Annotated in this window: 19 protein-coding genes and 1 riboswitch; of the genes, 5 read left to right on the top strand and 14 right to left on the bottom strand. The window is 69.9% G+C overall.

Features of this window, described 5'->3' with window-relative positions:
- The first annotated feature begins 4 nt into the window (after positions 1-4).
- A complete protein-coding gene (locus KALB_RS18255) occupies positions 5-625 on the top strand; it encodes a hypothetical protein (protein WP_025357156.1) in 621 nt (206 codons plus the stop codon).
- A gap of 66 nt (positions 626-691) precedes the next feature.
- Here the strand turns inward: KALB_RS18255 and gcvP are convergent, their stop codons facing one another.
- From gcvP to KALB_RS18210, 10 genes are all read right to left on the bottom strand, one after another.
- Positions 692-3,577 (bottom strand): aminomethyl-transferring glycine dehydrogenase, encoded by a 2,886-nt coding sequence (gene gcvP / locus KALB_RS18250; protein WP_035967197.1) that lies wholly within the window; start codon positions 3,575-3,577, stop codon positions 692-694.
- Positions 3,578-3,745: 168 nt separating this feature from the next.
- A riboswitch (glycine riboswitch) is annotated at positions 3,746-3,847 on the bottom strand.
- 55 nt (positions 3,848-3,902) lie between these two features.
- Entirely contained in the window at positions 3,903-4,490 is a 588-nt protein-coding gene (locus KALB_RS18245; protein ID WP_025357154.1) for a MerR family transcriptional regulator, read from the bottom strand.
- A gap of 262 nt (positions 4,491-4,752) precedes the next feature.
- Entirely contained in the window at positions 4,753-5,442 is a 690-nt protein-coding gene (locus KALB_RS18240) for a peptidylprolyl isomerase (RefSeq protein ID WP_025357153.1), read from the bottom strand.
- 343 nt (positions 5,443-5,785) lie between these two features.
- Positions 5,786-6,259 carry a bifunctional nuclease family protein gene (locus KALB_RS18235; RefSeq protein WP_025357152.1) on the bottom strand — a complete coding sequence of 158 codons (474 nt, stop codon included), beginning with the start codon at positions 6,257-6,259 and terminating at the stop codon, positions 5,786-5,788.
- 130 nt (positions 6,260-6,389) lie between these two features.
- The gene (gene ftsR, locus KALB_RS18230; protein ID WP_081789386.1) at positions 6,390-7,103 is read right to left on the bottom strand and encodes a transcriptional regulator FtsR; all 714 of its coding nucleotides are present in this window, start codon (positions 7,101-7,103) and stop codon (positions 6,390-6,392) included.
- Positions 7,100-7,564: a glycogen accumulation regulator GarA gene (gene garA / locus KALB_RS18225; protein WP_025357150.1), complete on the bottom strand. Its 465-nt coding sequence runs from the start codon at positions 7,562-7,564 to the stop codon at positions 7,100-7,102. Before garA ends, ftsR begins: the two co-directional genes overlap by 4 nt.
- Before the next feature lie 113 nt (positions 7,565-7,677).
- Positions 7,678-8,061, bottom strand: coding sequence for a glycine cleavage system protein GcvH (gcvH, locus tag KALB_RS18220; RefSeq protein ID WP_025357149.1), 384 nt, complete (start codon positions 8,059-8,061; stop codon positions 7,678-7,680).
- A gap of 492 nt (positions 8,062-8,553) precedes the next feature.
- A complete protein-coding gene (locus KALB_RS47625) occupies positions 8,554-8,694 on the bottom strand; it encodes a hypothetical protein (protein ID WP_158510766.1) in 141 nt (46 codons plus the stop codon).
- A gap of 51 nt (positions 8,695-8,745) precedes the next feature.
- Positions 8,746-8,952 carry a hypothetical protein gene (locus tag KALB_RS44020; RefSeq protein WP_148309514.1) on the bottom strand — a complete coding sequence of 69 codons (207 nt, stop codon included), beginning with the start codon at positions 8,950-8,952 and terminating at the stop codon, positions 8,746-8,748.
- Between the two features lie 305 nt (positions 8,953-9,257).
- Positions 9,258-9,923, bottom strand: coding sequence for a hypothetical protein (locus KALB_RS18210; RefSeq protein WP_025357147.1), 666 nt, complete (start codon positions 9,921-9,923; stop codon positions 9,258-9,260).
- A 234-nt stretch (positions 9,924-10,157) separates the two neighbouring features.
- Between KALB_RS18210 and KALB_RS47620 the strand changes: the two genes are divergently transcribed.
- Positions 10,158-10,310, top strand: coding sequence for a hypothetical protein (locus KALB_RS47620; RefSeq protein ID WP_158510765.1), 153 nt, complete (start codon positions 10,158-10,160; stop codon positions 10,308-10,310).
- A gap of 280 nt (positions 10,311-10,590) precedes the next feature.
- On the opposite strand, the gene KALB_RS18205 is transcribed toward KALB_RS47620, so the two are convergent.
- Positions 10,591-11,163 (bottom strand): helix-turn-helix domain-containing protein, encoded by a 573-nt coding sequence (locus KALB_RS18205; protein WP_051912895.1) that lies wholly within the window; start codon positions 11,161-11,163, stop codon positions 10,591-10,593.
- Between the two features lie 178 nt (positions 11,164-11,341).
- Positions 11,342-12,328, bottom strand: a complete 987-nt coding sequence (locus tag KALB_RS48540; protein ID WP_025357146.1) for a helix-turn-helix domain-containing protein — start codon at positions 12,326-12,328, stop codon at positions 11,342-11,344.
- Between the two features lie 318 nt (positions 12,329-12,646).
- Here KALB_RS48540 and KALB_RS44010 point away from each other — a divergent pair, with 318 nt between their 5' ends.
- The 3 genes from KALB_RS44010 to KALB_RS18185 are packed head-to-tail and all read left to right on the top strand — an operon-like array spanning position 12,647 to position 16,698.
- Entirely contained in the window at positions 12,647-13,843 is a 1,197-nt protein-coding gene (locus KALB_RS44010) for a ferritin-like domain-containing protein (protein ID WP_025357145.1), read from the top strand.
- A gap of 37 nt (positions 13,844-13,880) precedes the next feature.
- Positions 13,881-15,656, top strand: a complete 1,776-nt coding sequence (locus tag KALB_RS47615) for a LodA/GoxA family CTQ-dependent oxidase (RefSeq protein WP_025357144.1) — start codon at positions 13,881-13,883, stop codon at positions 15,654-15,656.
- The gene (locus KALB_RS18185) at positions 15,634-16,698 is read left to right on the top strand and encodes an NAD(P)/FAD-dependent oxidoreductase (protein WP_025357143.1); all 1,065 of its coding nucleotides are present in this window, start codon (positions 15,634-15,636) and stop codon (positions 16,696-16,698) included. Before KALB_RS47615 ends, KALB_RS18185 begins: the two co-directional genes overlap by 23 nt.
- On the opposite strand, the gene KALB_RS18180 is transcribed toward KALB_RS18185, so the two are convergent.
- Positions 16,641-17,891: an MFS transporter gene (locus KALB_RS18180; protein WP_030111659.1), complete on the bottom strand. Its 1,251-nt coding sequence runs from the start codon at positions 17,889-17,891 to the stop codon at positions 16,641-16,643. The genes KALB_RS18185 and KALB_RS18180 overlap by 58 nt on opposite strands.
- On the bottom strand, positions 17,888-21,667 hold the full coding sequence (locus KALB_RS45385; protein ID WP_158510764.1) for an IucA/IucC family protein: 3,780 nt from the start codon (positions 21,665-21,667) through the stop codon (positions 17,888-17,890). The genes KALB_RS18180 and KALB_RS45385 overlap by 4 nt, the downstream gene beginning before the upstream one ends.
- Positions 21,668-21,900: the final 233 nt, after the last annotated feature.

Genomic DNA, 21,900 nt, shown 5'->3' with positions numbered 1-21,900 from the left:
GGCGATGTTCGACACCGGCGAGGAAATCAGCTTCGGCTACGACCAGTGGCACCGGCTGCGGATCACCATGGTGCCGGACTACCGGCCGCTCGCGGCCTGGCTGCACACCGACGTGCAGCCGAACCTGGCGGCGCTCGACCAGTTCTCGCGAGTGCTCCGGCAGGCCGCCAGCAACAGGGAGACCGTCAACGGCAACGGCTGCTGGATCGACTTCCAGCCCGCTGGGGTGCTCATCGGCAGCCTGTACGACCGGTGGCAGCCGCTGCCCGTGCCCGAGGCCCTGTTCTGGCCCGTGCTCTCCGGGCTGCGCGCCTTCCTGCTCAACTCCGCCGCCGACCCCGCGCTGGCCCGCCCGGACGGGTACCCGGCGGTGGGCCGGATGACCACGCACCGCACCCCGCCCACCGGCGGCCGTCCGGCGCTCGTGGACCGCACCCACTTCCCACCCGACTGGTCGGCACAGGAGGTGCAGGAGGCCGCCACCGGCGCGTGGCACAGCGCCGAGGCCCGCTACGACGAGCAGACCGGCGCCTGGTCCGGCCTGTGGCGTGACCTGGAACTGGCCGGGTACTACGACCCGGCCACCGGGGCCGTCCAGACCTACTTCCCGGTCCTGGCCCCCTAACTCGGTGCCATGAAAGTGCCGTTCCTCGCACTGAGTGCGAGGAACGGCACTTTCATGGCGTCCGGGTCAGGACTGGTAGGCCTCCAGCGGGGGGCAGGAGCAGACCAGGTTGCGGTCGCCCTTGGCCCCGTCGATGCGGCGCACCGGCGGCCAGATCTTCGTCGCGCCGACCCCGGCCGGGAACACGGCCTCGTGCCGGGTGTAGGGGTGCTGCCACTCCTGCTCGGTCAGGCAGGCCGCGGTGTGCGGGGCGTTGCGCAGCGGGTTGTCCTCCACCGACCACTCGCCCGAGCCGACCCGGTCGATCTCCCGCTTGATGGCGATCATGGCCTCGCAGAAGCGGTCCATCTCGGCCAGGTCCTCGCTCTCGGTGGGCTCCACCATGAGCGTGCCCGCCACCGGGAAGGACATGGTCGGCGCGTGCAGCCCGTAGTCGGCCAGCCGCTTGGCCACGTCGTCCACGGTGACGCCGGTGGCCTTGGTGATCGGCCGCAGGTCGAGGATGCACTCGTGGGCGACGAAGCCGCCCTCGCCCACGTAGAGCACCGGGAAGTGCTCGTCCAGCCTGCGGGCGATGTAGTTGGCCGCGGCGACCGCGGTCAGCGTGGCCCGGCGCAGGCCCTCGGCGCCCATCATGCGCACGTAGGCCCAGGAGATCGGCAGGATCGAGGCGCTGCCCCAGGGCGCACCGCTGATCGGGCCGACACCGGTGGCCGGGCCCGCGGTGGGCTGCAGCGGGTGGTTGGGCAGGAACGGCGCAAGGTGCGCGCGCACGCCGATCGGGCCGACGCCGGGGCCGCCGCCGCCGTGCGGGATGCAGAAGGTCTTGTGCAGGTTCAGGTGTGAGACGTCCGAGCCGAACTTGCCGTACTGGGCAAGGCCGATCAGCGCGTTGAGGTTCGCACCGTCCACGTACACCTGGCCGCCCGCGTCGTGCACCAGCCCGCATACCTCGCGCACGGTGTCCTCGTACACCCCGTGCGTGGACGGGTAGGTGATCATGATCGCGGCCAGGTCGTCCCGGTGGGCGTCCACAGTGGACCGCAGGTGCTCCAGGTCGATGTTGCCCTTGTCGTCGCAGCGGACCACGATCACGCGCATGCCCGCCATGACGGCCGAGGCCGCGTTGGTGCCGTGCGCGCTGGCCGGGATCAGGCAGACGTCGCGCTCACCGTGGCCCTGCGAGCGGTGGTAGGCGCGGATCGCCAGCAGACCGGCGAACTCGCCCTGGCTGCCCGCGTTGGGCTGGATGCTCACCGCGTCGTAGCCGGTGATCTCGGCCAGCCAGTGCTCCAGGTCGGTGACGATGCTGAGCAGGCCCTCGGCGTCGGCGGCCGGGGCGAACGGGTGCAGCTGGGAGATCTCCGGCCAGGTGATGGACTCCATCTCCGTGGTGGCGTTGAGCTTCATGGTGCAGGAGCCCAGCGGGATCATGCTGCGGTCCAGCGCCACGTCCTTGTCCGACAGCGAGCGCAGGTAGCGCAGCAGCGCGGTCTCGGAGCGGTGCTGGTGGAACACCGGGTGGGTCAGGTACTCCGAGGTGCGGCGCAGCGCGACCGGCACGGCGTCGGCGGTGTCGTTGTCCAGGGCGTCCACGTCGGGCACCGTGACGCCGAACGCCTGCCACACCAGCGCGAGGTGCGCGCGGGTGGTCAGCTCGTCACAGGCCACGCCCACGTGGTCGGCATCCACCAGGCGCAGGTTCACGCCCAGCTCGCGGGCCCTGGCCACGACCTGCTCGGCGCCACCGGGCACCTCGGCCAGCACGGTGTCGAAGAACTCGCCGTGCACCACGGTCACGCCGCCCTCGGACAGCCCGGCCGCCAGCACGGTGGCCATGCGGTGCGCGCGCTCGGCGATGCCGCGCAGCCCCTCCGGCCCGTGGTAGACCGCGTACATGGAGGCGATCACCGCGAGCAGCACCTGGGCGGTACAGATGTTGCTGGTGGCCTTCTCCCGGCGGATGTGCTGCTCGCGGGTCTGCAACGCGAGCCGGTAGGCGCGGTTGCCGTCGGCGTCCTCGCTCACCCCCACCAGGCGGCCCGGCAGCTGGCGCTCGAAGCCCTGGCGCACCGCCATGTACCCGGCGTGCGGGCCGCCGAAGCCCATCGGCACGCCGAAGCGCTGGCTGGTGCCGACCACCACGTCGGCGCCGATCTCACCGGGGGCGCGCAGCAGGGTCAGCGCGAGCAGGTCGGCGGCGACCACCGCGGCGGCACCGGCCTGGTGCACCTCGGCGATCAGCGCCTCCTGGTCGCGGACCACGCCGCTGGCGCCGGGGTAGGACAGCAGCACGCCGAAGAAGTCCCCGCCCAGGCCCAGGCCCTCGATGCCCTGGGACAGGTCGGCCACGACCACCTCGATGCCCAGCGGCTCGGCCCTGGTCTCGATCACCGCGATGGTCTGCGGCAGGGTGTCGGCGTCGACCACGAAGCGGCTGGACTTGGACCGGCCCGCGCGGCGCACCAGGGTCATCGCCTCGGCCGCCGCGGTGGACTCGTCGAGCATGGAGGCGTTGGCCACCGGCAGCCCGGTCAGGTCGGCGACCATCGTCTGGAAGTTGAGCAGCGCCTCGAGCCTGCCCTGGGAGATCTCCGGCTGGTACGGGGTGTAGGCGGTGTACCAGGCCGGGCTCTCCAGCACGTTGCGCAGGATGACCCCGGGCGTGACCGTGCCGTAGTAGCCCAGGCCGATCATCTGCACCAGCGGGTTGTTGCGGTCGGCCAGCGCGCGCAGCTCGGCCAGCGCCTCGGTCTCGGTGGCCGGCGCGGGCAGGTTCAGGGCCACGTCGCCGCCGCGGATGCCCGCGGGCACCGCGCGCTGGGCCAGTTCCTCCAGCGAGCCGACGCCGATCACGTCGAGGATCTTGGCCAGCTCTGCGGGGCGCGGTCCCACGTGTCGGTCGGCGAAGGGGGTGCCGTGCTCCAGCGCTGCGAGCGGGATGCGGTCCATCGTCATTCAGGGCCTCCGGGTACAGGGCACAGGCCGCACACGGGTGTGTGCTGCCGTTGCCCTCCCCCTCTGTCCCCGCCCGGCTACGGGCGCCTGAGAGCTTCACCCGCGAGCGGGCTTGCACCGTCGGCGGGGCCGGCACGAGGCCGACCCGCTTTCCAGAGGCGTCTCACCCGTGCGGTCCTGGCCGCCTGAGAGGTTCCGGGGAGGGGTTGCTCCTTCGGCGCCGAACCGGCTGGCTACCGGCCCGAACTCTCCCGCACGGGGTTTACGACTTGCGGGGCAAGCCTACCCCGCGAGTGTTACGACTAGCGAACACCGTGAGTCAGCCGGTGCGGCGGGCGCGCCTGCGGTGCGAGAGCTCGTCCTGGGACAGCGGCTCCAGCTCCTCGACGACCCCGTCGGCCCGTTCGGCCTGGAACTCGTGGATCGTGCCGCTGATCTCGCGCATGGCCCCGCTGACCGCGATGCCGAACACGCCCTGCCCGCCCTGGAGCAGGTCCACGACCTCTTCCGGGGACGTGCACTCGTACACGGTCGTACCATCGCTGAACAGCGTGATCCTGGCCAGGTCGCGCACTCCCCTGCGGCGCAGGTGGTCCACGGCGACCCGGATGTTCTGCAGGGAGACCCCGGTGTCCAGCAGCCGCTTGACCACCTTGAGCACCAACAGGTCCTTGAAGGAGTACAGCCGCTGGCTGCCCGAGCCGTGCGCGCTGCGCACGGTGGGCGCGACCAGGCCGGTGCGCGCCCAGTAGTCCAGCTGCCGGTAGGTGATACCGGCGATCTGGCAGGCCGCGGGGCCGCGGTAGCCGACCATCTCGTCGGGCAGCGAGGCGTCCGGGAACAGGGCACCCTGCTCGCCGGCTGCGGCCCTGCTGGGCCCCTCATTGTCGAGGCTCTGCTCGACCACGACTGCCTCCCCTCGCCCGGTCTGACGACCGGCGACGACACGGGACGCACTGGTGGCTGACCACGACGCGCGCCCGACTCCTCCCTGACGGTAAGTCGGGCCATGGGACGGGTCAACGCGACGCGCGGGAGGCCAAACCCTCAATGTCGACTTGATGGTGACGCTCCGCAGTGGAGCTTCCCCGAATCGATGAAGCGATCTACGGAGAGTGAGGAAAGAGTTTTCCCTGTCAACCAGTACCGGGAAAACTCTTTCCTCAAGATCACCGAGACGAGATCGACACGTGCCGGAAGCGCACCGAGAGGTTCGGGAAGCCGTCCCCGGGATTGTTCTGGTCGTCCTCACCGGCCGCGGCGATCTTGCGCAGCACGTCCATGCCCGCGGTGACCCGGCCGAACGGGGTGTAGGCCGGGGACAGCTTGGTGTCCTGCCAGACGAAGAAGAACTGGCTGCCGTTGGTGTTCGGGCCCGCGTTGGCCATGGCCACCGTGCCCGCCGGGTAGGTCGCCCCGGTCAGGTTCTCGTCGGGGAAGGAGTAGCCGGGGCCGCCGCTGCCGGTGCCGGTCGGGTCACCGCACTGCAACACGTAGATCCGCTGGGTGGTCAGCCGGTGGCAGTGCGTGCGGTCGAAGTAGGCGTGCTCGGCGAGGAAGCGGAAGGAGAAGGTCGTGCACGGGGCCTTGTCGGTGAGGGCCTGGAAGGCGATCTCGCCCTGGCTGGTGTGCAGTCTGGCCGTGTACGGCTTGGCGGCCTTGGCGGCGTCGAACACCGGGATGCCCTTGAACCGGTCGGCGGGCACCGCCTTGGTGTAGGTGCAGGCCGTGTCGGCGGCCGCGGCCGTGGCCGCCTGCCCCGACTGGACCGTGGCGGGTGCGGCGCTGGCGGACACGACTCCGGTCACGCTCAGTGCGATGGCGAGCGTGGCGATGGCGAGGACCCGGCTCCTGCGCATGGGTTGCTGACCTCTCGCTAGACGATGGCGGTCGGCCAGCCTAACCAGCACACCCCACCCCGACAGCCCCCAAAAGTCGGGAGCCCACCCACCCCGCCAGGAGCGCCAGCCTCGGGGGCCCCGCCGCGATCCGGAGGATCGCCAAGAGCGCAGCGGGCACCGTCTCCGCGCCGGTCTCTGGACCGCCCCGAGTCAGGCCGACCGCGTCTGTCCAGCAGTCAAAAGAGACCAGTCACGAGCGAGGGCACCACACTCCGCCAGCCCCGGGGGCCGCGTCTTCGCACCGGTCTCTGGACCTAAGCGGAGACGCCGCGATCCGGAGGATCGCCAAGAGCGCAGCGGGTCACGTATCGGCGCCGCGGAAGTCCTCTGGGGAGATCGAGTCCAGGAACTCCCGGAACTTCTCGACCTCGTCCTCCTGCTCGTCCGGGATGATCAGCCCGGCCTCGGCGAGCACGGCCTCCTCGGCGTGCACCGGCACGCCCACGCGCAGTGCCAGCGCCACCGAGTCGCTGGGGCGCGCGGAGACGCGGATGTCGCCCTCGAAGACCAACTCGGCGAAGTAGGTGCCTTCCTGCAGGTCGGTGATGCGGACCTGCTGCAACTGCCTGCCCAGTGCGCCGATCACGTCCTTGAGCAGGTCGTGGGTGAGCGGTCGTGCGGGCCGCACACCCTGCAGTTCGATCGCGATCGCCGTGGCCTCGGCCTGACCGATCCAGATCGGCAGGTAGCGGTCGCCGTTGGCTTCACGCAGCAGCAGGATCGGGCTGTTCGCGGGCAGCTCCACCCGGACGCCGACAACGCGCATCTCACTCATCGGGTCTCGCCTCCCTCAGTGCACGACCGTGGCGTCCCCGTACTCACGAGGATCCCCCACCGTGTGATCCGACGCTACCCGCCATGCGGGCACGACGCTCGCCTGTAATACAGTTGCCAAGATCACCAGGTCACCCACCGACGGCCCCTCGCAGCCCGGTCTTGACCAGGAGTACGTGCAGTGCCACCGAGAGCGAGGCCAGCTCGCGCACGACCTCGTCGGCGCGCTGGCGGGCGTCGGGGTCACGCTGGCGGTAGAGCGGGGCGACGATCTGCTGGAGCAGACCGATCTCCCGGTCCGCCGAGGCGCGGAAGGCCCGCAGGTGACGGGGTTCAACACCGAAGCCGGTCAACGCGACGGCGGTGCGCACCAACTGCGCGGCGTCGGCGTCGTAGAACCCGGCGGCACCGGGCCGGACCAGGCCATAGGTTTCCAGCTCGGACAGCATGCGCGCGTCCACGCCGGTCTCGGCGAACAGCTCCTCACGGGTCATCCGCACCTCGTGGCCGCCTGCGAAGTCCTCGGGGATGGGCAGGCCGTCGCCCTCGCGCAGTGCCCGCAACGGCCGCGGCTGGGCTGAGCCGTCCGCGGCGTCCAACTGCTCCTTGATCACCTTCAGCGGGAGGTACTGGTCCCGCTGGGCCGCCAGCACGAACCTCAGCCGAGCGACGTCGGCCTCGGTGAACTGGCGGTAACCCGAGGGTGTCCTCGCCGGGCGGACCAAGCCTTCCGACTCCAAGAAACGGATCTTGGAGATGGTCACGTCGGGGAACTCGGGGCGGAGCTGCGTCAGCACCGCCCCGATGCTCAACCCATCGCGCTGTGGCCGCCCGGCCGAGGTCACTGCGCCCCCTGGCCCCCGGAACCCGGGCCGGTGAGGAACACCAGGCGGAACTTGCCGATCTGCACCTCGTCGCCGTTGGCCAGCACCGCGTGGTCCACCGGCTCCCGGTTGACGTAGGTGCCGTTCAGGCTGCCCACGTCGATCACCAGGAACTCGCCGCCCTCACGGCGGAACTCGGCGTGACGGCGGGAGACCGTGACGTCGTCGAGGAAGATGTCGCTGTCGGGGTGCCGACCCGCGCTGGTGGTGTCCTGGTCGAGCAGGAACCGGGAACCCGCGTTGGGGCCGCGCTTGACGACCAGCAGGGCCGACCCGGCAGGCAGTGCGTCGACACCGGCGACAGCCGGTTCCTGGACCGGGGCCTCGACGCCCTCGGCGTCGGCGAGGAAGTCGGCCCGGAAGATCGTGGTCCGCTCCGGGGACTGCTCCGGCGGAACACCGGGCCCGTCGTTCGTGCTCACCTGAGCTCGCCTCCTGCTGGTGGATCCTTCGGGACCGCTCAAACCTACCGTGCCGGACTGATCGCGCCGGGAGCGGCTCCCCATCCAGCCGAACAGCTTCTGAAAGATCGACATCAGCCCTGGTCCACCAGTTCCCTGTAGCCCGCACCGTCCAGCAGCTCGTCGAGCGCGCTCGCGTCGTCCAGCCGCAGCTCGACCATCCAGCCCGCGCCGTAGGCATCGGTGTTGATCAGTTCGGGGCTGCCGTCCAGCTCGTCGTTGCGCGCGGTGACCTCACCGGCCAGCGGCGCGAAGATGTCCGAGACGCTCTTGGTGGACTCCACCTCACCCAGGGTCTGGCCCGCGGTCACCCGCTCGCCGACCTCCGGTAGCTGGACGAACACCACGTCCCCGAGCTGGTTCTGGGCGTAGTCGGTGATGCCGATGCGCACCACTGACTCACCGACCAGGACCACCCACTCGTGCTCGGGGGTGTACTTCAGTTGCTCGGGAACCACCTAACGAGCCTTCCTTCTGCCTGCTGATCACCGGATTGGGCGAGCGTAGAGGACGAGAATCCCATCAGGTCCGCACGCACCGCCGCTCCACGGGCCCCACCGTACCGAGATCGTGATCTACCGGGCCAGGCTGAGGCCGCCCGTTGAGCAGTTCGAGCACCCATTGGAGTCGCGGACCCAGCGCGACAGACCTCTGGGGCGCCGAACCGGACCACTGCCGCGCCGCTCCGCCAACACCGTACAGTAAGTGTGATGCGCGCCACATCTCCAGGTGTTGATTCGACGAGCACGGCGGAATTCTCGCGGACAGATCAGGGCGGTCGACGACGGACTCCACCAACACCCGGCGAGGTGTTGTGCGAGTTGGCACGAAGTGGCCACGATTCGATTGCCGTGGGGCGACGGCCCGGCATGCCGGGTAAATGGCCAGCACACCAATGGCAGGCGAGAATTCCTCGCCGAACTCGACTCCAGCCAGGTGATCTCGGCATCTCAACGCCGCGACGCGCGCGGCCGGGCCAGCACCGGGACCGGGTCGGTGGCCATGACGGTGACGGTGCGGCCGGTGCGGTGCCGGAACCGCTGCGCGGAGTCCTCGGCCGCGGCGGGCAGGTCGGTGGCCAGCTCGACCAACCCCCGGACCAGTTCGTCCAGGGCGCAGCGCCCGCCCCAGCACCAGCCAGCTCACCAGTGCCACCAGCGCGGCGATGACCGCGGTGCCCCGAGGACGTACTGGAGGAACGCGGTGTCTGTCCGGTCCGCCTCGGTGCAGTCCTGCGCCACCATCGCCGCGCCGCCACCGGGCAGCGGCCTGGTCAGCAGGCCGTGCGGCTGACCGGCGATGAGCAGGGCCTCCTGCGGGTCGTGCACGCCCTGACCGGTGCGCGCCACCACCAGGTCGGTCGCGGCGGCGGGGTGGCTCCGGCGCGGAACAGGGTGATCACGGTGTCCGCGCGGTCGCTGAGGCCGCGGTCCAACCGCGATCGACCGGGCAACCCCGTGCGGCGGCTGCCAGTTGACCACCGTGGTCGCGGTGCCGTGGCAGGGTCGAAGAAGCAGGACATGGTGGGATCTCCTCGAACCGGGAATCCCGACGCCTTCGACACTGCCACGCGCACAATCCAGTACCTGAGCCGTGGACTGTCCCGCGACTCGCGATGAGGACGCGGCGGATCCTGGGAGGACCGCGCACGCGGTCACAACGGGGGCAACAGATCCGCGATGGTCGCCACGTCCTTGAGCAGCGCGTCCGACGGACTGCCGTGCACCGGCTCGGTCTCCGCGACAACCATGAGCCGCCCGTCGGAGCGGGACGCGTAGTGCATTCCCGTGAACTTGATGCCGCCCAGCGCCAGTGCCTCGGTGCCGAACTGGGTCACGTCACCGCTGCCGCCAACGTCCTCAATGGACTTTAACTCAGCGGCCGACGCGGTTGAGGGCATCGTGACCCACACGACCGATCCGAGGATGTCGTTGCCCTGACCGTCACTGACGAGGAAGAGCAACTGGTCGAGCTTGTCACAGGGATGTCCCAGGAAGTACCGCTGGACCGCACCGGTGGACTGGACACCACAGCGGAGCTGATGGGTGACCTGCCTCTTGATCTCCTTGAGGCCAGCCCGTTCCCAGGCGGTGAGCCGGTCCCCGCGGCCCGCGGCGTCCCGGCTCTTCGCGGTGTTGCCCGAACCCGACCGCGCGCTCGCCCCGGCGTCCAGCGCGGACCCGATGGAGGCACTGGTCCCGGCGCCGCTCGCCGTGGCGACCAGTCCGGCCACCACAGCCGCCCCGACGACCGTCCCCGCCGTAGATCCCTTGACCCATCTTCCCTTCTCGTCCCTGGGTTGGTCCTGACCGCTGGGCACGTGCACTCCTCACGACGGCGGCGGTGAAGGCATCAGCATCGCCAGGGCCTCCGTCGACGTGCAGGACATTGGGCTCGGTCCACACGAATGTCGTAACACACCGTTGACCGCTGATTGCTTTGCGCAATAACAATGTCCCGGAGCGGGCTTGCTCCGTCCCGCTAGCCCTTGGGCGGTACAGCAGGGCAGTGCGTGCCAGCCCGAAGGTGCCCGTTGCCGGGTGCGCCCAGTCCAATGGGCAGGGTCAGAGTGGCGCAGTCCAGGGCGGTGTTCTCCGCACACGGATGTCAGGCGAGCAGGCTCGGTGTCGGCGCGATGGTGTTGGCGAGCAAGGACTTCCCGTTCGTGGCGCGCTCCAGCCTGGCAGCGGAGAGCCCCCTGGGGTAGTTCCCTCGCCTCCCGGTCGCGCGCATCCTGTTCTGCGGTAAGGGCTTCCCGCCGGAAGGTTCTCCTCGCTCGAGGACCTGCCCGAAGAGGACTTCCGGCACAGGTGGCGCTGGCGTGGGCAGTGGCTCGAGGTCGGCACGCGGGGCCCGGACGAGAACCGTGGATCCGATCCGGGTTTCGTTTCGCGGATGGTGTGGCCGCTGGGCTGCCATGACGCGGGTTCGTTTGGCGTGCTGCCCGGAGCGCGCGGGGACGGCAGACTGTCATCTGACGGTAAAGGTCACTGGGCAACTCGCCCCGGACCGCGTCGCCCCGCCCCCCGGGAGAGCAGACTCCGGACGGTTCCATGCCGCGGTCCGGAGTCTGCTCTGAGGCGGGCCAGGGTAGGTCGCGGAGCAGGGTCTGGTGGGGCGGTCGGCCGTAGGCTTCGCGGTAGTAGTGGGCGAAGCGGCCGGGGTGTGAAGAAGCCCCAGCGGGCGGCGACCTGGGTGACCGTGACCCCGGTGCCGGGATCGGTGGCCAGCAGCTCCTGGTGGGCCTGCCGCAGACGGGCCTGGCGGAGGTAGCCCATCGGACTGGTGTCGAGGTGACGTCGGAAGGCGTACTGCAGCGCACGGATGGTGACGTGGGCGGCCGCGGCGATGTCGGCGGCGCTGATGTCCAGGTGCGCGTGGTCTTCGATGAGGACGATGGCACACCGCAGGGTGCGCGGGTGGGCGTCGCGCCGGTCCTCGATCGTGGGCTCGGTGAGCGCGGTGTTCGGGAAGATCGCCAGCACTGTCGCGCTCAGCAGCCGCCCGGCCGCACCGGCCACGAGCGGTTCCCGCATGGCGCCGTCCAGGTAGTCGATCATTCTTGTCAGCGGGCCCGCGGCGGCCGATGTGCTGGGGCGCGGCTCGGTGAACCGGAGCGGCGTGTCCTCACGGGCCTCGGCAGTGGTGGCGACCTGGCCCAGCAGGATGTACCGCGCGGTCGTGGTCGGAGGTCTGGAACAGCAAGTCCTGGGACGGCGCAGGCGAGGCAGCCACGGATCACTGCTCCTGGACGGTGCAGGACAGCGTGTGGCCGGGAGACCGGCCGTAGGTCGCGCGGTAGAGGGCGGAGAACCGGAAGAGCGTGCCGAACCCCCAACGGCGCGCGATCATCGGGACGGTGTCGCCACTCGCGGGGTCGGCGGCGAGCAGGTCCTGGTGGGCGCGGTCCAGGCGCACCCTGCGCAGGTAACCCAGCGGGGTGGTGCTGTGGTGGGACCGGAAGGCGTACTGCAACGCTCTCGGGCTCACCCTCGCGGCGGCGGCGATGCCGGACAGCGTGAGCGGCTGGTCGGCGTGGGCCTCGATGAACGCGACCGCCCGGCGCAGCGTGGCCGGGCCGACACCACCGGGGCCGGGCAGGTAGTCGGCGGTCATGGTGGAGTTGGGGAACGTGGCGAGCGCCAGACCGGCGAGCAGGTCCATCATCTGGGCGTGGACCAGCGGCTCGCGCAGCACGCTGTCCGGCTCGCACAGTTGCCTGCGGGCGAAGTCGCCCGCGGACCTCCAATAGGCCTGCATCTGCGCGCTCACCGGGGCCATGGCCAGGAAGCGAACCTGGTCGTGGCCGAACCGCTCGGCCGCCACCCGCCGCACCGCGTCGGCGGGCAGTGCCATGACGTACTGGTCCAGGTCCCGCAGGGTGTAGGCAATCGCATCACGCGTCGGATGCGTGTAGGTGAGCCCGGTCTGGCCGCGCAGTTCCTCCCGCCGGGTGGTGCCGCTCCACCGGCCACTCCGCAGGAAACCGAACCACAGGTCCCGGAAGGGTTCGGTGTCCATCGACAGCAAGCCGCGGCACCGGACCTGGTCTATCCCCAGATCGCCAACCGCGTGACGGCTCACCCGCAAGGTGAAGCCACCTCTATTCGAGTGGTGGGTCCGGTTCTTCACGTACAGCTCGCCGATCTTCGCCTGCACGACCTCGGGATCCGAGGTCGCGAAGTCGAAGCGTTCGACCGCCAGCAGGGCACCGCGTTCGGGCACGACCGACTTCCCTCCACTACGACCGGATGATGCAGGGCACCGGTGCGCAATCCGGGTGAGGCGAGTGAAATCAGCACGGCGTGGAACCCGCGCCCCGGTGCGCCGCACAGTGTTCGCAGCCCGGTTGTACGACACCAGGGCCGAAATCCCCTAATCAGGAATCAGCTGCGGAGTCAGTTCGCGTTCCGAGAGCGCACACTCCGGAAAACCGTGTAACAATTCACCTGTTCGGACTCAGTAGTGCATACCACGAACGGACCCTGGCGGGCGACACCAAATCGACACTAGGCTGACCGGGACCGAAATTGAGGTAGCCTCATGAATCCCGTAGCGGACACTGCCCAGAATGTCATCCTGCCGAGCTCGGTCTTCGACGCGGGCACAACGCTGGAGAAGCTCCTCCAGACGGCTTTGCAGGTGGAGTTCTCGGCCATTCCGCCGTACCTGACGGCGATGTACTCGATCACGGACAAGACCTCCCGCGCCTACCAGCTGATCCGTAGCGTCGCCATGGAGGAGATGCTGCACCTGAACCTGGCGTGCAACCTGCTCAACGCCATCGGCGGCAAGCCCGAACTCGTCATCAGCGGAAAGTTCCCGCCGCGGTACCCCGCACATCTGTCGGACGAGGCCAGCGGCGGCGGGGTGTACCTCCAGCTGATGCCCGCCTCCCGGCAGCTGATCCGCGAGGTGTTCATGCGGATCGAACAGCCCGCGCAGCCCGACGCCCCCGCCCAGCCCGCGCAGTTCTCCACCATCGGCCAGCTCTACAAGGCGATCAAGGACAGGCTGGCGGACTACCAGGGTGGCTACGACACCAGCAGGCAGACCACGAGCTGGAACTTCGGCAACAACGGCGGAACCGTCATCGAGGTCCGCGACAAGAAGTCCGCGATGCAGGCGATCAATGAGATCGTCGAGCAGGGAGAGGGCGCGGACATGGCGCGGGAGCTGAATCCGGACGAATACCAGATCAGGCAACCATGGGGTCAGTACGAGTACTACGGTCCACGGGCCGACGGCACCTACGGCCCGGTGCTGGGCACCCCGCTGGAGATGTCGCACTACTTCAAGTTCAAGGCGATAGCCGACGGCACGACCCCGCTTCCCGAGACCTACCCGATGGCCCCCAACCCCTCGGTGGACAAGTTCGAGAACCAGCTTGCCGTCGAACTGGGCAACCTGTTCAACGCCAGCTACAGCATCATGGTCGACGAACTCCAGAAGGCGCTGCACGGTGACACCGAGGTCTTCTTCACACACGCGGTGCCGCTGATGCGCACGGCAATGCCCGTCCTGGCAACGCAACTGATGCAGACCCCCGTCGCCGCCAAGGGGTACACCAGTGTCGATCCCGCAGCTGGGCCCCCCTTCCGGTACGTGGCGGGCGTGACCGTCCAGGAGATCACCCGGGCAGTCGACCGGCTCGCCGAGGCCGTCACCGAGGGACGGCACCCCAGCGCTCCGAGCACGCTCGTGGCCGCGCTGTACAAGGTGCTCAGGAGCCTCTCGTGACCGGCGGCACGACCACACACCACGGGAGGTGACGACGATGTCCAGGTTCCAGGTCTTCCCGGCGATCGGCGTGGCCCGGGTCGGGAACGGCACCAGGGACTACTACCTCGCGCCCGAGACCCCCGGCGGCCTGCCCCTCCGAACGGACGGACTACCGTTCACGGTGGCCGACTTCCGGGACGAGGACCGCAAGCTGCGCAGGCAGGCGGCCAGGTTCCGGGTCCACCTCACCGGCGGCGACCTCCCGGTGAAACCCGGGGACACGGTGGACGGCAGGACCGTGCGGCACATCGAGTGGACCGTTCACCTGGCCAACAAGAAGGCGGTCTGGTACCGGTTCCAGCAGCTGGTCGGCGAGCGGGGCAAGCCACCGGACCGGCCACTGCGCAACCTCGGTGTCACCGGTGCGCAGGCGCGCAAGAAGCTGATCATCGATCCCGGTCCGCGCACGGTGCGCAGCACCGAGACCGGCACCGAGTCCAAGGAGTTCCACCGTTCCGGCGGCGGCACCTTCCCACCCGTCACCAAGCCGGACGAGATCAACACCCTCGGCGAGGTGATCGCCGACCGCAGCGGAACGCTGGTGGTGCTCGGCGGGCACGGTCACACCGGGTCCTGCTACCCCAAGCCCCGGCTCACCAGCGACACGAACAACGACGGCTGGTGGGACGACACCTCCGACGGTCCCGTCTCGGCCACGGTCGTCTTCACCGACGGCAGCCGCGTGGACGCGGGCACGGCGTGGGTACTGGTCGGGCCGCCCGCGTACGCACCGCAGATCCTCAACATGGTCAGCCTGTACGACACGATGTTCGACCTGCACGTGCGCCATGCCGGGCTGCGGCCGGCGATGTACCGCGATTCGCACTGGCAGTCCGACTACCGGCCCAGCTTCGACCTGGAGATCAGGCCCATCCTGGAGCGGGCGTCGAGTTACCGCTGGGTGGTGGCGATGCCGCCGAAGGTCCACACCTTCGACTTCAAGCGACTCGGGGACCCGCGCGCCGAGTACGACGAACTCCGCGGCTACTACTTCGAGGCGGTGCGGCCACCGGAGAAGACCAACTCCCTGAGTTCGCAGACCACGGGGTACCGGATGATGCCCTACCTGGCCGGGGACGACACGAGCAGCCAGGCGAGCTCGCGGTACCTGACGGTCACCGAGACCCAGTACTTCCTGCTGATGCAGTGGGCCAACGGGAACTTCCGGACCAGCGGCGTGAACGAGCGGTCCGAGGTGGAGACCGCGGCCGGGCACCAGCTGACGATCGCGGCACTGGAGAACTGCGTCGGCGGCTCGTTCTCCCCCGGGATCGAGATGGGTTGGCTGTGCCGCGACCGCGAGATCTACGCCGAACCGTTCCGCTTCAAGCCGGTCAGCCCGCTCCCGGCGCAGGCCGGTCAGCTCAGCCTCGAATCGGACCTGTCCGCGGGACTCGAACCGGGTGACGCCACCAAGCAGATGGCCGTGCCGTGGCAGGCGGACTTCAACGGTTGCGGGGGCGACGTGGCCCAGGACCACGTGCAGTGGTGGTGGCCAGCGCAGCGCCCGATCTTCGTCTACGCGAGGCACGCGGTCGACTCCGAGTGGAACCACGTGCCCTGGATCGGCACCGCTCGCGACCAGCGGGCCGACGACTACGTCGCCTTCGACGACAACTTCGACATGGTGACCCAGTGGAGTGAACTGGGGTTCGTCGTGCACAAGGCAACCCCGCGCCGCGGTGACCGCTCGCTCTCGGCCGGGCCCCAGGATCCCGACTACGTCGAGGTACAGAGGACCCTGCACCGTGACGGCTACCTCAGCGACTGACACCGAGGTGGCCGTCATCGGCGCTGGCCCGGCCGGTGCCGCCACCGCGCTGGTGCTGCGCCAGGCAGGCCGGGACGTGACCCTGGTGGCGCCGGACGGGGAACTGGACGGGCACCGCACAGTGGAGTCGGCGCCACCCGCGGTCCACCTCCTGCTCGACGAACTGGGGGCGCCGACAGCGGGGTACGCGGACTGCCTGGGCACGGCCTCGGCCTGGGGCGGACCCGAGCTGGCGTACCGGGACTACCTGGTCGACGGGCTCGGGAACGGCTGGCAGCTGGACCGGGCGCGCTTCGACCGGTCGATGCTGGACGCCGCGGGGCTGGCGGGCGCTAGGTTGCTCCGGACCCGGTCGCTCGGCGCGCTCCGGGCGGACGGCCGCTGGTCCTTCCCACACTCCGGTGGGCTGCTGACCGCGTCCTTCGCCGTCGACGCCACCGGGCGCAAGTCCACGTTCGGGGTTGGTCAGGGCGCGCGACGCCAGGTCGCCGACCACCTGGTCGCCGTGGCCGCCGTGCACCCGCGCTCCGGTTACCTCGGCCACAGCGTGGTCGAGGCCGTGGCACACGGCTGGTGGTACGCCGCCGCGCTGCCCGACATGCGGCTGCAAGTCGTCCTGCTGTCAGACGGTGACCTCGTGCGGCGTGCGGGGTGGGCCGAACCGACCGCACTGGCCAGGGCGTTGCGGGACACCCACCACGTCGGCCGCCTCGTCGACACGATCGAACCACGGCCCGTCACGGTTCGAGCCGCGAACTCGCAGGTGCTGACCCCGTGCGTCGGTGACGGCTGGATCGCGGTCGGCGACGCGGCGATGGCCGCCGATCCGCTGTCCTCAGCCGGTGTCCTGGCAGCGCTGCGGTCGGGCATGACGGCCGGGCGGGCGATCGTGTCCGGCGAACTCGCCGACGCGGCCGCCCGCCAGGACCACGACCGGTGCAACCGCCAGCGGTTCGCGACCTACCTCCGGCAGCGGCAGTACTACTACGGTCTGGAACAGCGCTGGGACACCTCCTTCTGGCTGCGTCGGCGTTCGGCGTGACGCCCCGCGCTGAGCCGGGTGGCGGCCAGGGTCAGCAGCACGCACCCGACGCCCATCACCAGCAACATGATCCGCGGGCTGCTGGTCTGCGCGATGGGCGCCAGCAGCGCGGTACCGGCGGGTATCAGGGCACGGTCGGTGTTGGCGATGCCCAGGATGCGGCCGCGGATCCCTTCGGGGAGCGCGAGTTGCAGTGCCGCGCGGTTCGCGGTGCGGTAGGTCTGGCCCACGATCCCCACGGCGACCATGGTCGCGACGGTCGCGGGCACCGCGGCCGTTTCCGGTGCCAGCAAGGCAGACAGCAGCAGACCCAGCAGCGCGCCGCCGAGGGCGACACCGGTGACCGCGGCGAGGCGGCCGGGTCTGCGCATGGGCCATCGGCTCAGGCTGACCGACGCGGCCAGGGCACCGGCCGCTCCGGAGGTGAGGAGCACACCGACGGTGGATGCGTCGCCATGGAGTAGGTCCGTGGCCAGCAGGGGCATCAACGAGGTGTAGGGGAAGGCGAACAGCATCGGGCCGACCGCCAACGCCAACTGGGCCCGCACCACCGGGTTGGCCCGGATGAAGTTCCACACCGAGACAGCTGCCCCTGCGGGCTTCGATGCCGCGGCCGTATGCGCCCCAACGGGGACAATGGTGAGACAGCACAAGGAGATCAGGCTGCACCCGGCGTTGAACCAGAAGACGGTGGTCAAGGGGCCGCAGGCCAGCAGCAGGGACCCGATCGCCGGACCCACCACCATCGCCAGGTTCAGGCAGGCGGAGTGCATGGCCACAACCGTCGCCAGCGGCCGGGTCCCCCGCAGCAACGGCAACATGGTCTGCCTGAGCACTGGTTCCGCACAGCCCGCCAGGGCACGGAACAGGACGGCCGCCAGAAGAATCCACAGTGGACCGTCATCGGCGACCGCGATGGCCACGCCCAGTGTGGCGGCGAACAACAGGATCCGGGTACCGGCGAGCAGCCGCCTGCGGTCGTAGCGGTCAGCCAGCCACCCGGCCGGAGCCGTGCAGAACACGATCGGGGCCAGGCGCAGCACGTTGACCAACCCGAGCAGCACCGGGGAGTTCGTGCGCTCCAACACGTACCAGTTCAGCGCGAGCAGGTCGGCGTTGTCGCCCACGCGTGAGGCCGCTGTCCCGGTCAGGAACACACCGAGCGCCGTGCGGGCGGTTCCCGTGGCCGTCACGGTTGGCTGTGGTGCAGCGGGTTGGATAGCCAGCAGTGCTGGGCTTCGCCCGCCCCGGCCAACCGCATTCTGGCCAGCGCCTTCTGCGGCAGCCTCGGCGCCAGCAAGGCGGTCAGGTCCTCACCTGCCCATGGCATTCCGGCGAGTACTCGCCGCATGGTCTGGCGCACGATGTCCCACAGCGGCCGGGCCGACGTGTCCGTGATGGTCACGAGCAGGTCGATCACGTCGGCGAGGTTGGCCTGGAGCACGGCGTGCGCGAGCTTGCCGTGGACCTCGCCCAGGTCCTCGGTGATGGTGACCGACCCCTCGTGCGGGATGAACACGACACCGGCTTGCCGCATCCGGCCGCGGTGCCCGCGCAGTCCAGCGAAGTCGCGCAACAGCAGTCGAACCGGCCGCCCGTGCCGCACCACCAGCAAGGTGTTCTGCAGATGGGCCTCAAGGGCGATGCCGTAGCGGGACAACAACGGAAGCGCGGCGCAGAGCAGCAAATCCGCGTAGGAGGTCAAGAACCGTTGTGCGGCAAGGCTGGGATCAGATGTCCGCTGGCAGCCCAGCAGGTCCGCGAGCAGGGGCTGCCCGCTGGACGGCGAAATCGCTCGAAGCGCACACGCGGAGAACGCCACCTCGCCGTCGGCGAGCAGGTCTGCGGGGTCCTCCCGGAGCAGGCAGGACAGCCCGCGCAGGCGAGCATCGGAGGCGAGGGAGCCCTCCGGTGGGCGGAAGGCGGATCCGGCGATCTCGGGCACGCAGGCGACCCGATCGCGGGCAAGCGGCTCGTCCGCGACCAGGCGGGCGAGCAGGGCGCTCAGTCGCGGCCCGTTGCGGGTGCTGGCCGGGGAAATGGCCCGCCTGGTCGAGGTGATGAGCACGTCCAGCGAGGTCTTGACGGTCAGTCGACGACCGTGGCGGCCGGGCGCGGCCGTCACCAGGCTGCGCAGGGAAACCGTTGGCCGACAAGCCAATTGTGCTTCGCGGATCGGAACCACACACCCCAGCGCCACCTCGTCCGCGTAGTGCCTTGGCAGCGCGTTCCTGACCTGCCAGGGATGCGCCGGGACGAGGTGGTACCGCTCGGGGTCGTACCCGCGCCGCTGGAGCCCGTTCACCGCCTGCGCGAGGACTCCCGGGTAGTGGTCGCCGATCAGGTCACCGACCGAACGGCCCGATTCGTCGGGGGTGTTCAGCACCAGGTCGCGGCGAACGGCGACCAGTTGCACGCCAACGGTTTCCGCGTTCTCGGCCGCGTAGGCCGTGGAATCGTCCACATCGAACTCGCCGCGGCCCCGGCCGCACGGGTGCATCAGGTGTCCCTCGGCGCACAGCGCGTCCAGGTCGAGAATGGTGTCGCTGGCCGAGCGGCCCGTGGACAACGGCTCGAACCACGCGGCGCGGTGGCCGGTCACCTCGCGCCTGCGCGCCACGCTGGCCCGGGACAGGGCGAGGTTCCTCACGGAGTCCGCCAGGTCCTGGTGGATTCCGGTCGGGAAGGTGTCAGGCAGCGCGCCGACCAGTCCCCCGACGGTGTCGATCGTCCGGACCTCGGTGCCGTCATCGACCAGTACCGGCCCGGTCACCTCGTTGAACCCGAACGCCGCGTCCGCCTTGGCACCGGCCACCAGCACCCCGCCGCCCACGAGGCGCAGGCACAACACTGTGCTCGTCCGACCTTGAACCTGCTCGGCCACGGCGCGGAACAGCCGCAGCGGCATCCAGTCCGGCACCTGGGACGCCGAGCACCGCACCCGCTCCACCTCGCCGAGAACACCCTCGCGGATCAGCGCTCCGAGCGAGCGGTACACAGTGGACAGTTCAGCACCCGCCAACTCGTTCAGCCATCGCGGTGCGAGGTCCGGGTCGGTATCCAGCAGCCGCGCCAGCATCTCGCGTTGCGGCACGTCGGGTCCGGCGCATTCGATCAACGGACGTGCGTTGCGCAGCGGATTCGGCGCGTCCACGTAACGCTGGTCGGTCACCAGCGAAGCCAGCCGCATCGCCAGCATGGTCTTGTACCGCCACGGCAGGTTCAGCAGCGCGTCGACGTCCTGCTGTGCGTCGGCGCGTTCCTCGGTGGAGGCGGCCGAGGAGATCAACCGGTTGGCCGTCGTGACCACGCACTGCCGGACGCCCGCCCACAACTGGTCCTGGTCGCACTGCGCCGCGGTGGCGATGGCGGCGATCAGCTCGCCGAGGTGGTTTCCGAAGAGCGGGAAGAAGAGCTTGGCACGCAGGGACTCCGCGTCGGTTGCCCGCAGCGCCGAACCCGTTGCCAGTTCGACGGAGAACCCCCTGCGGGCCAGCCTGGGCAGCAACAGCCGCGCGCCACCGAGATCACGGAGCATGCTGCGCACAGGCCGCTTGCCGCGTAGAACGACAACGGTGTTCTGTGGATGAGGTTCCAGGGCGATCCCGTATCGCACCAGCAGGGTGAGCGCCGGCGGAACGCACAGTTCCACGTGTTGGCGCAGCCAGTCCTGGGCGACCTCGGCCAGGGTCACCGAACCGTCCGCGGTTTCGGCGTGCAACTCGGTGAGCAGGTCGGCGACCACGGAGTTGCCGGTCAGCGGGGAGGTCGCCAGCAGCGCGGCGACGGGCAGCGCCAACTCGTCAGGCTCCACTTGGGACTCCACGTCCTCGCGGAGCACCGAGCACAGCGAGCGTTGCCGGGCAAGAGCCTTCTCCCCGTCCAGGGACTCCCACTGCTGGCAGCGCCTTTCCGTTGGGACGTAGCCGATTCCGGCGAGTTCCTCGCACACCGTGAACTGCCTGCGGCCGTCCGCGGTCGTGCGCGAAAGATCCAGGTCGCCCGCGACGATGCGTCCCAGCAGGGCCGAAACCCTGGGTCCGTTGCGAAGCGCCGCCTGGGAAACCCCGCGCACCGCTCCGGTGATCTGGACCTCCAGCGCCGTCTTGACGTGCAGCCCAACTGGTTCGGCCGGTTCACGGACCGACAGGGTGCGCACCGACATGAGCGGTTCGGCCGGGATCGTGGTGGTCAGGATGCGCACGGTGCCGTCGGCCAGCGCATCGCTGTGCAACGTGGGCACCGCGTTGTCCCGCTGGTGCGGGTGGACCAGGACGAGCACGTAGCCGTTCGGGTCGAGGCCGAGTGCGAGCAGTTCGGCCTCAGCGGCCGCGACCGCGCTGGGGAAGGCGATGCGGAGAAGGGCACGAGCGCTGTCCAGACAGGCATCCGGGTGCACGTCCTCGCCCGTGACGGCGACCGCCGCGTGTCGTGCCACCGCGATGAGACCGACCCCGAAGGAGGGCGCGAACTCCGGTCCGTACCGAACACTGTCCACTGAGGACATGCCAATCCTGATCTTGGCGCCCGGGTGCAGCGGATGGCCGTCGACGACGAGTTGTTCGAAGCAGACCAGCAGTGAGCCGTGCCCGCCGTCCGCACGGAGCCCGGCGACCAGGCCGGAGAAGGGCGCGCCGCGGTCCACCTGTGGCGCAGACCGGCGCAGGCGGTCCGCACGACACCCCGCGGCCACCAAGGCCAGCGCCTGCCCAGTGACGCTGTTGCCCACTTCCTCCCGAATCCGTTGCCACCCAGTGGGATCACCCGTCCCCAGGCCGAGATCGGTGATCACGTCGAGCAGGTGGACCGGATCGGTGACCACCGACTCCGCGCCCGCCCCGTCGCGGACCAGCACCGGTCCGGTCAGCACCAACCGTCCCGTGCTGGTGGCCTGGGCTACTCGTAGGAGAATTCCGTGTTCTGCTGCCGTGTTCTGGTCGAGTAGGCGCTCCCGGAGCAGGGCTGACACCAGTCGGCACAGTATCGATTGCCTGGCATATCCGAGCGTTGCCCGGAATTTGTCGGCCAGTGCAGTTCCGTTCACCGTGTCGTAACGTTCCAGCTCGGTGACTACCCGCTTCTCGTGGGGGGCGAGTACTTGCGGCCCAGAAATCTGACGCTCTCTGGTCGACATGACGCCAACCATAGGTAAGACAAGGGAAATCGAACAGGGCTGAGTAAGAGCGAGGACTGGCCGAACAG

Source organism: Kutzneria viridogrisea DSM 43870, from assembly GCF_000525635.1.
GTDB lineage: Bacteria > Actinomycetota > Actinomycetes > Mycobacteriales > Pseudonocardiaceae > Kutzneria > Kutzneria viridogrisea.
This window is presented reverse-complemented; position numbering and strand designations above follow the sequence as displayed.

Coding starts and splice junctions, on each gene's coding strand:
- gcvP (WP_035967197.1), bottom strand. CDS start 3,577: ATGGACCGCATCCCGCTCGCAGCGCTGGAGCACGGCACCCCCTTCGCC.
- KALB_RS47615 (WP_025357144.1), top strand. CDS start 13,881: ATGTCCAGGTTCCAGGTCTTCCCGGCGATCGGCGTGGCCCGGGTCGGG.
- KALB_RS18235 (WP_025357152.1), bottom strand. CDS start 6,259: ATGAGTGAGATGCGCGTTGTCGGCGTCCGGGTGGAGCTGCCCGCGAAC.
- KALB_RS47620 (WP_158510765.1), top strand. CDS start 10,158: ATGGGCAGGGTCAGAGTGGCGCAGTCCAGGGCGGTGTTCTCCGCACAC.
- KALB_RS18205 (WP_051912895.1), bottom strand. CDS start 11,163: ATGATCGACTACCTGGACGGCGCCATGCGGGAACCGCTCGTGGCCGGT.
- KALB_RS18240 (WP_025357153.1), bottom strand. CDS start 5,442: ATGCGCAGGAGCCGGGTCCTCGCCATCGCCACGCTCGCCATCGCACTG.
- KALB_RS18255 (WP_025357156.1), top strand. CDS start 5: ATGTTCGACACCGGCGAGGAAATCAGCTTCGGCTACGACCAGTGGCAC.
- KALB_RS44010 (WP_025357145.1), top strand. CDS start 12,647: ATGAATCCCGTAGCGGACACTGCCCAGAATGTCATCCTGCCGAGCTCG.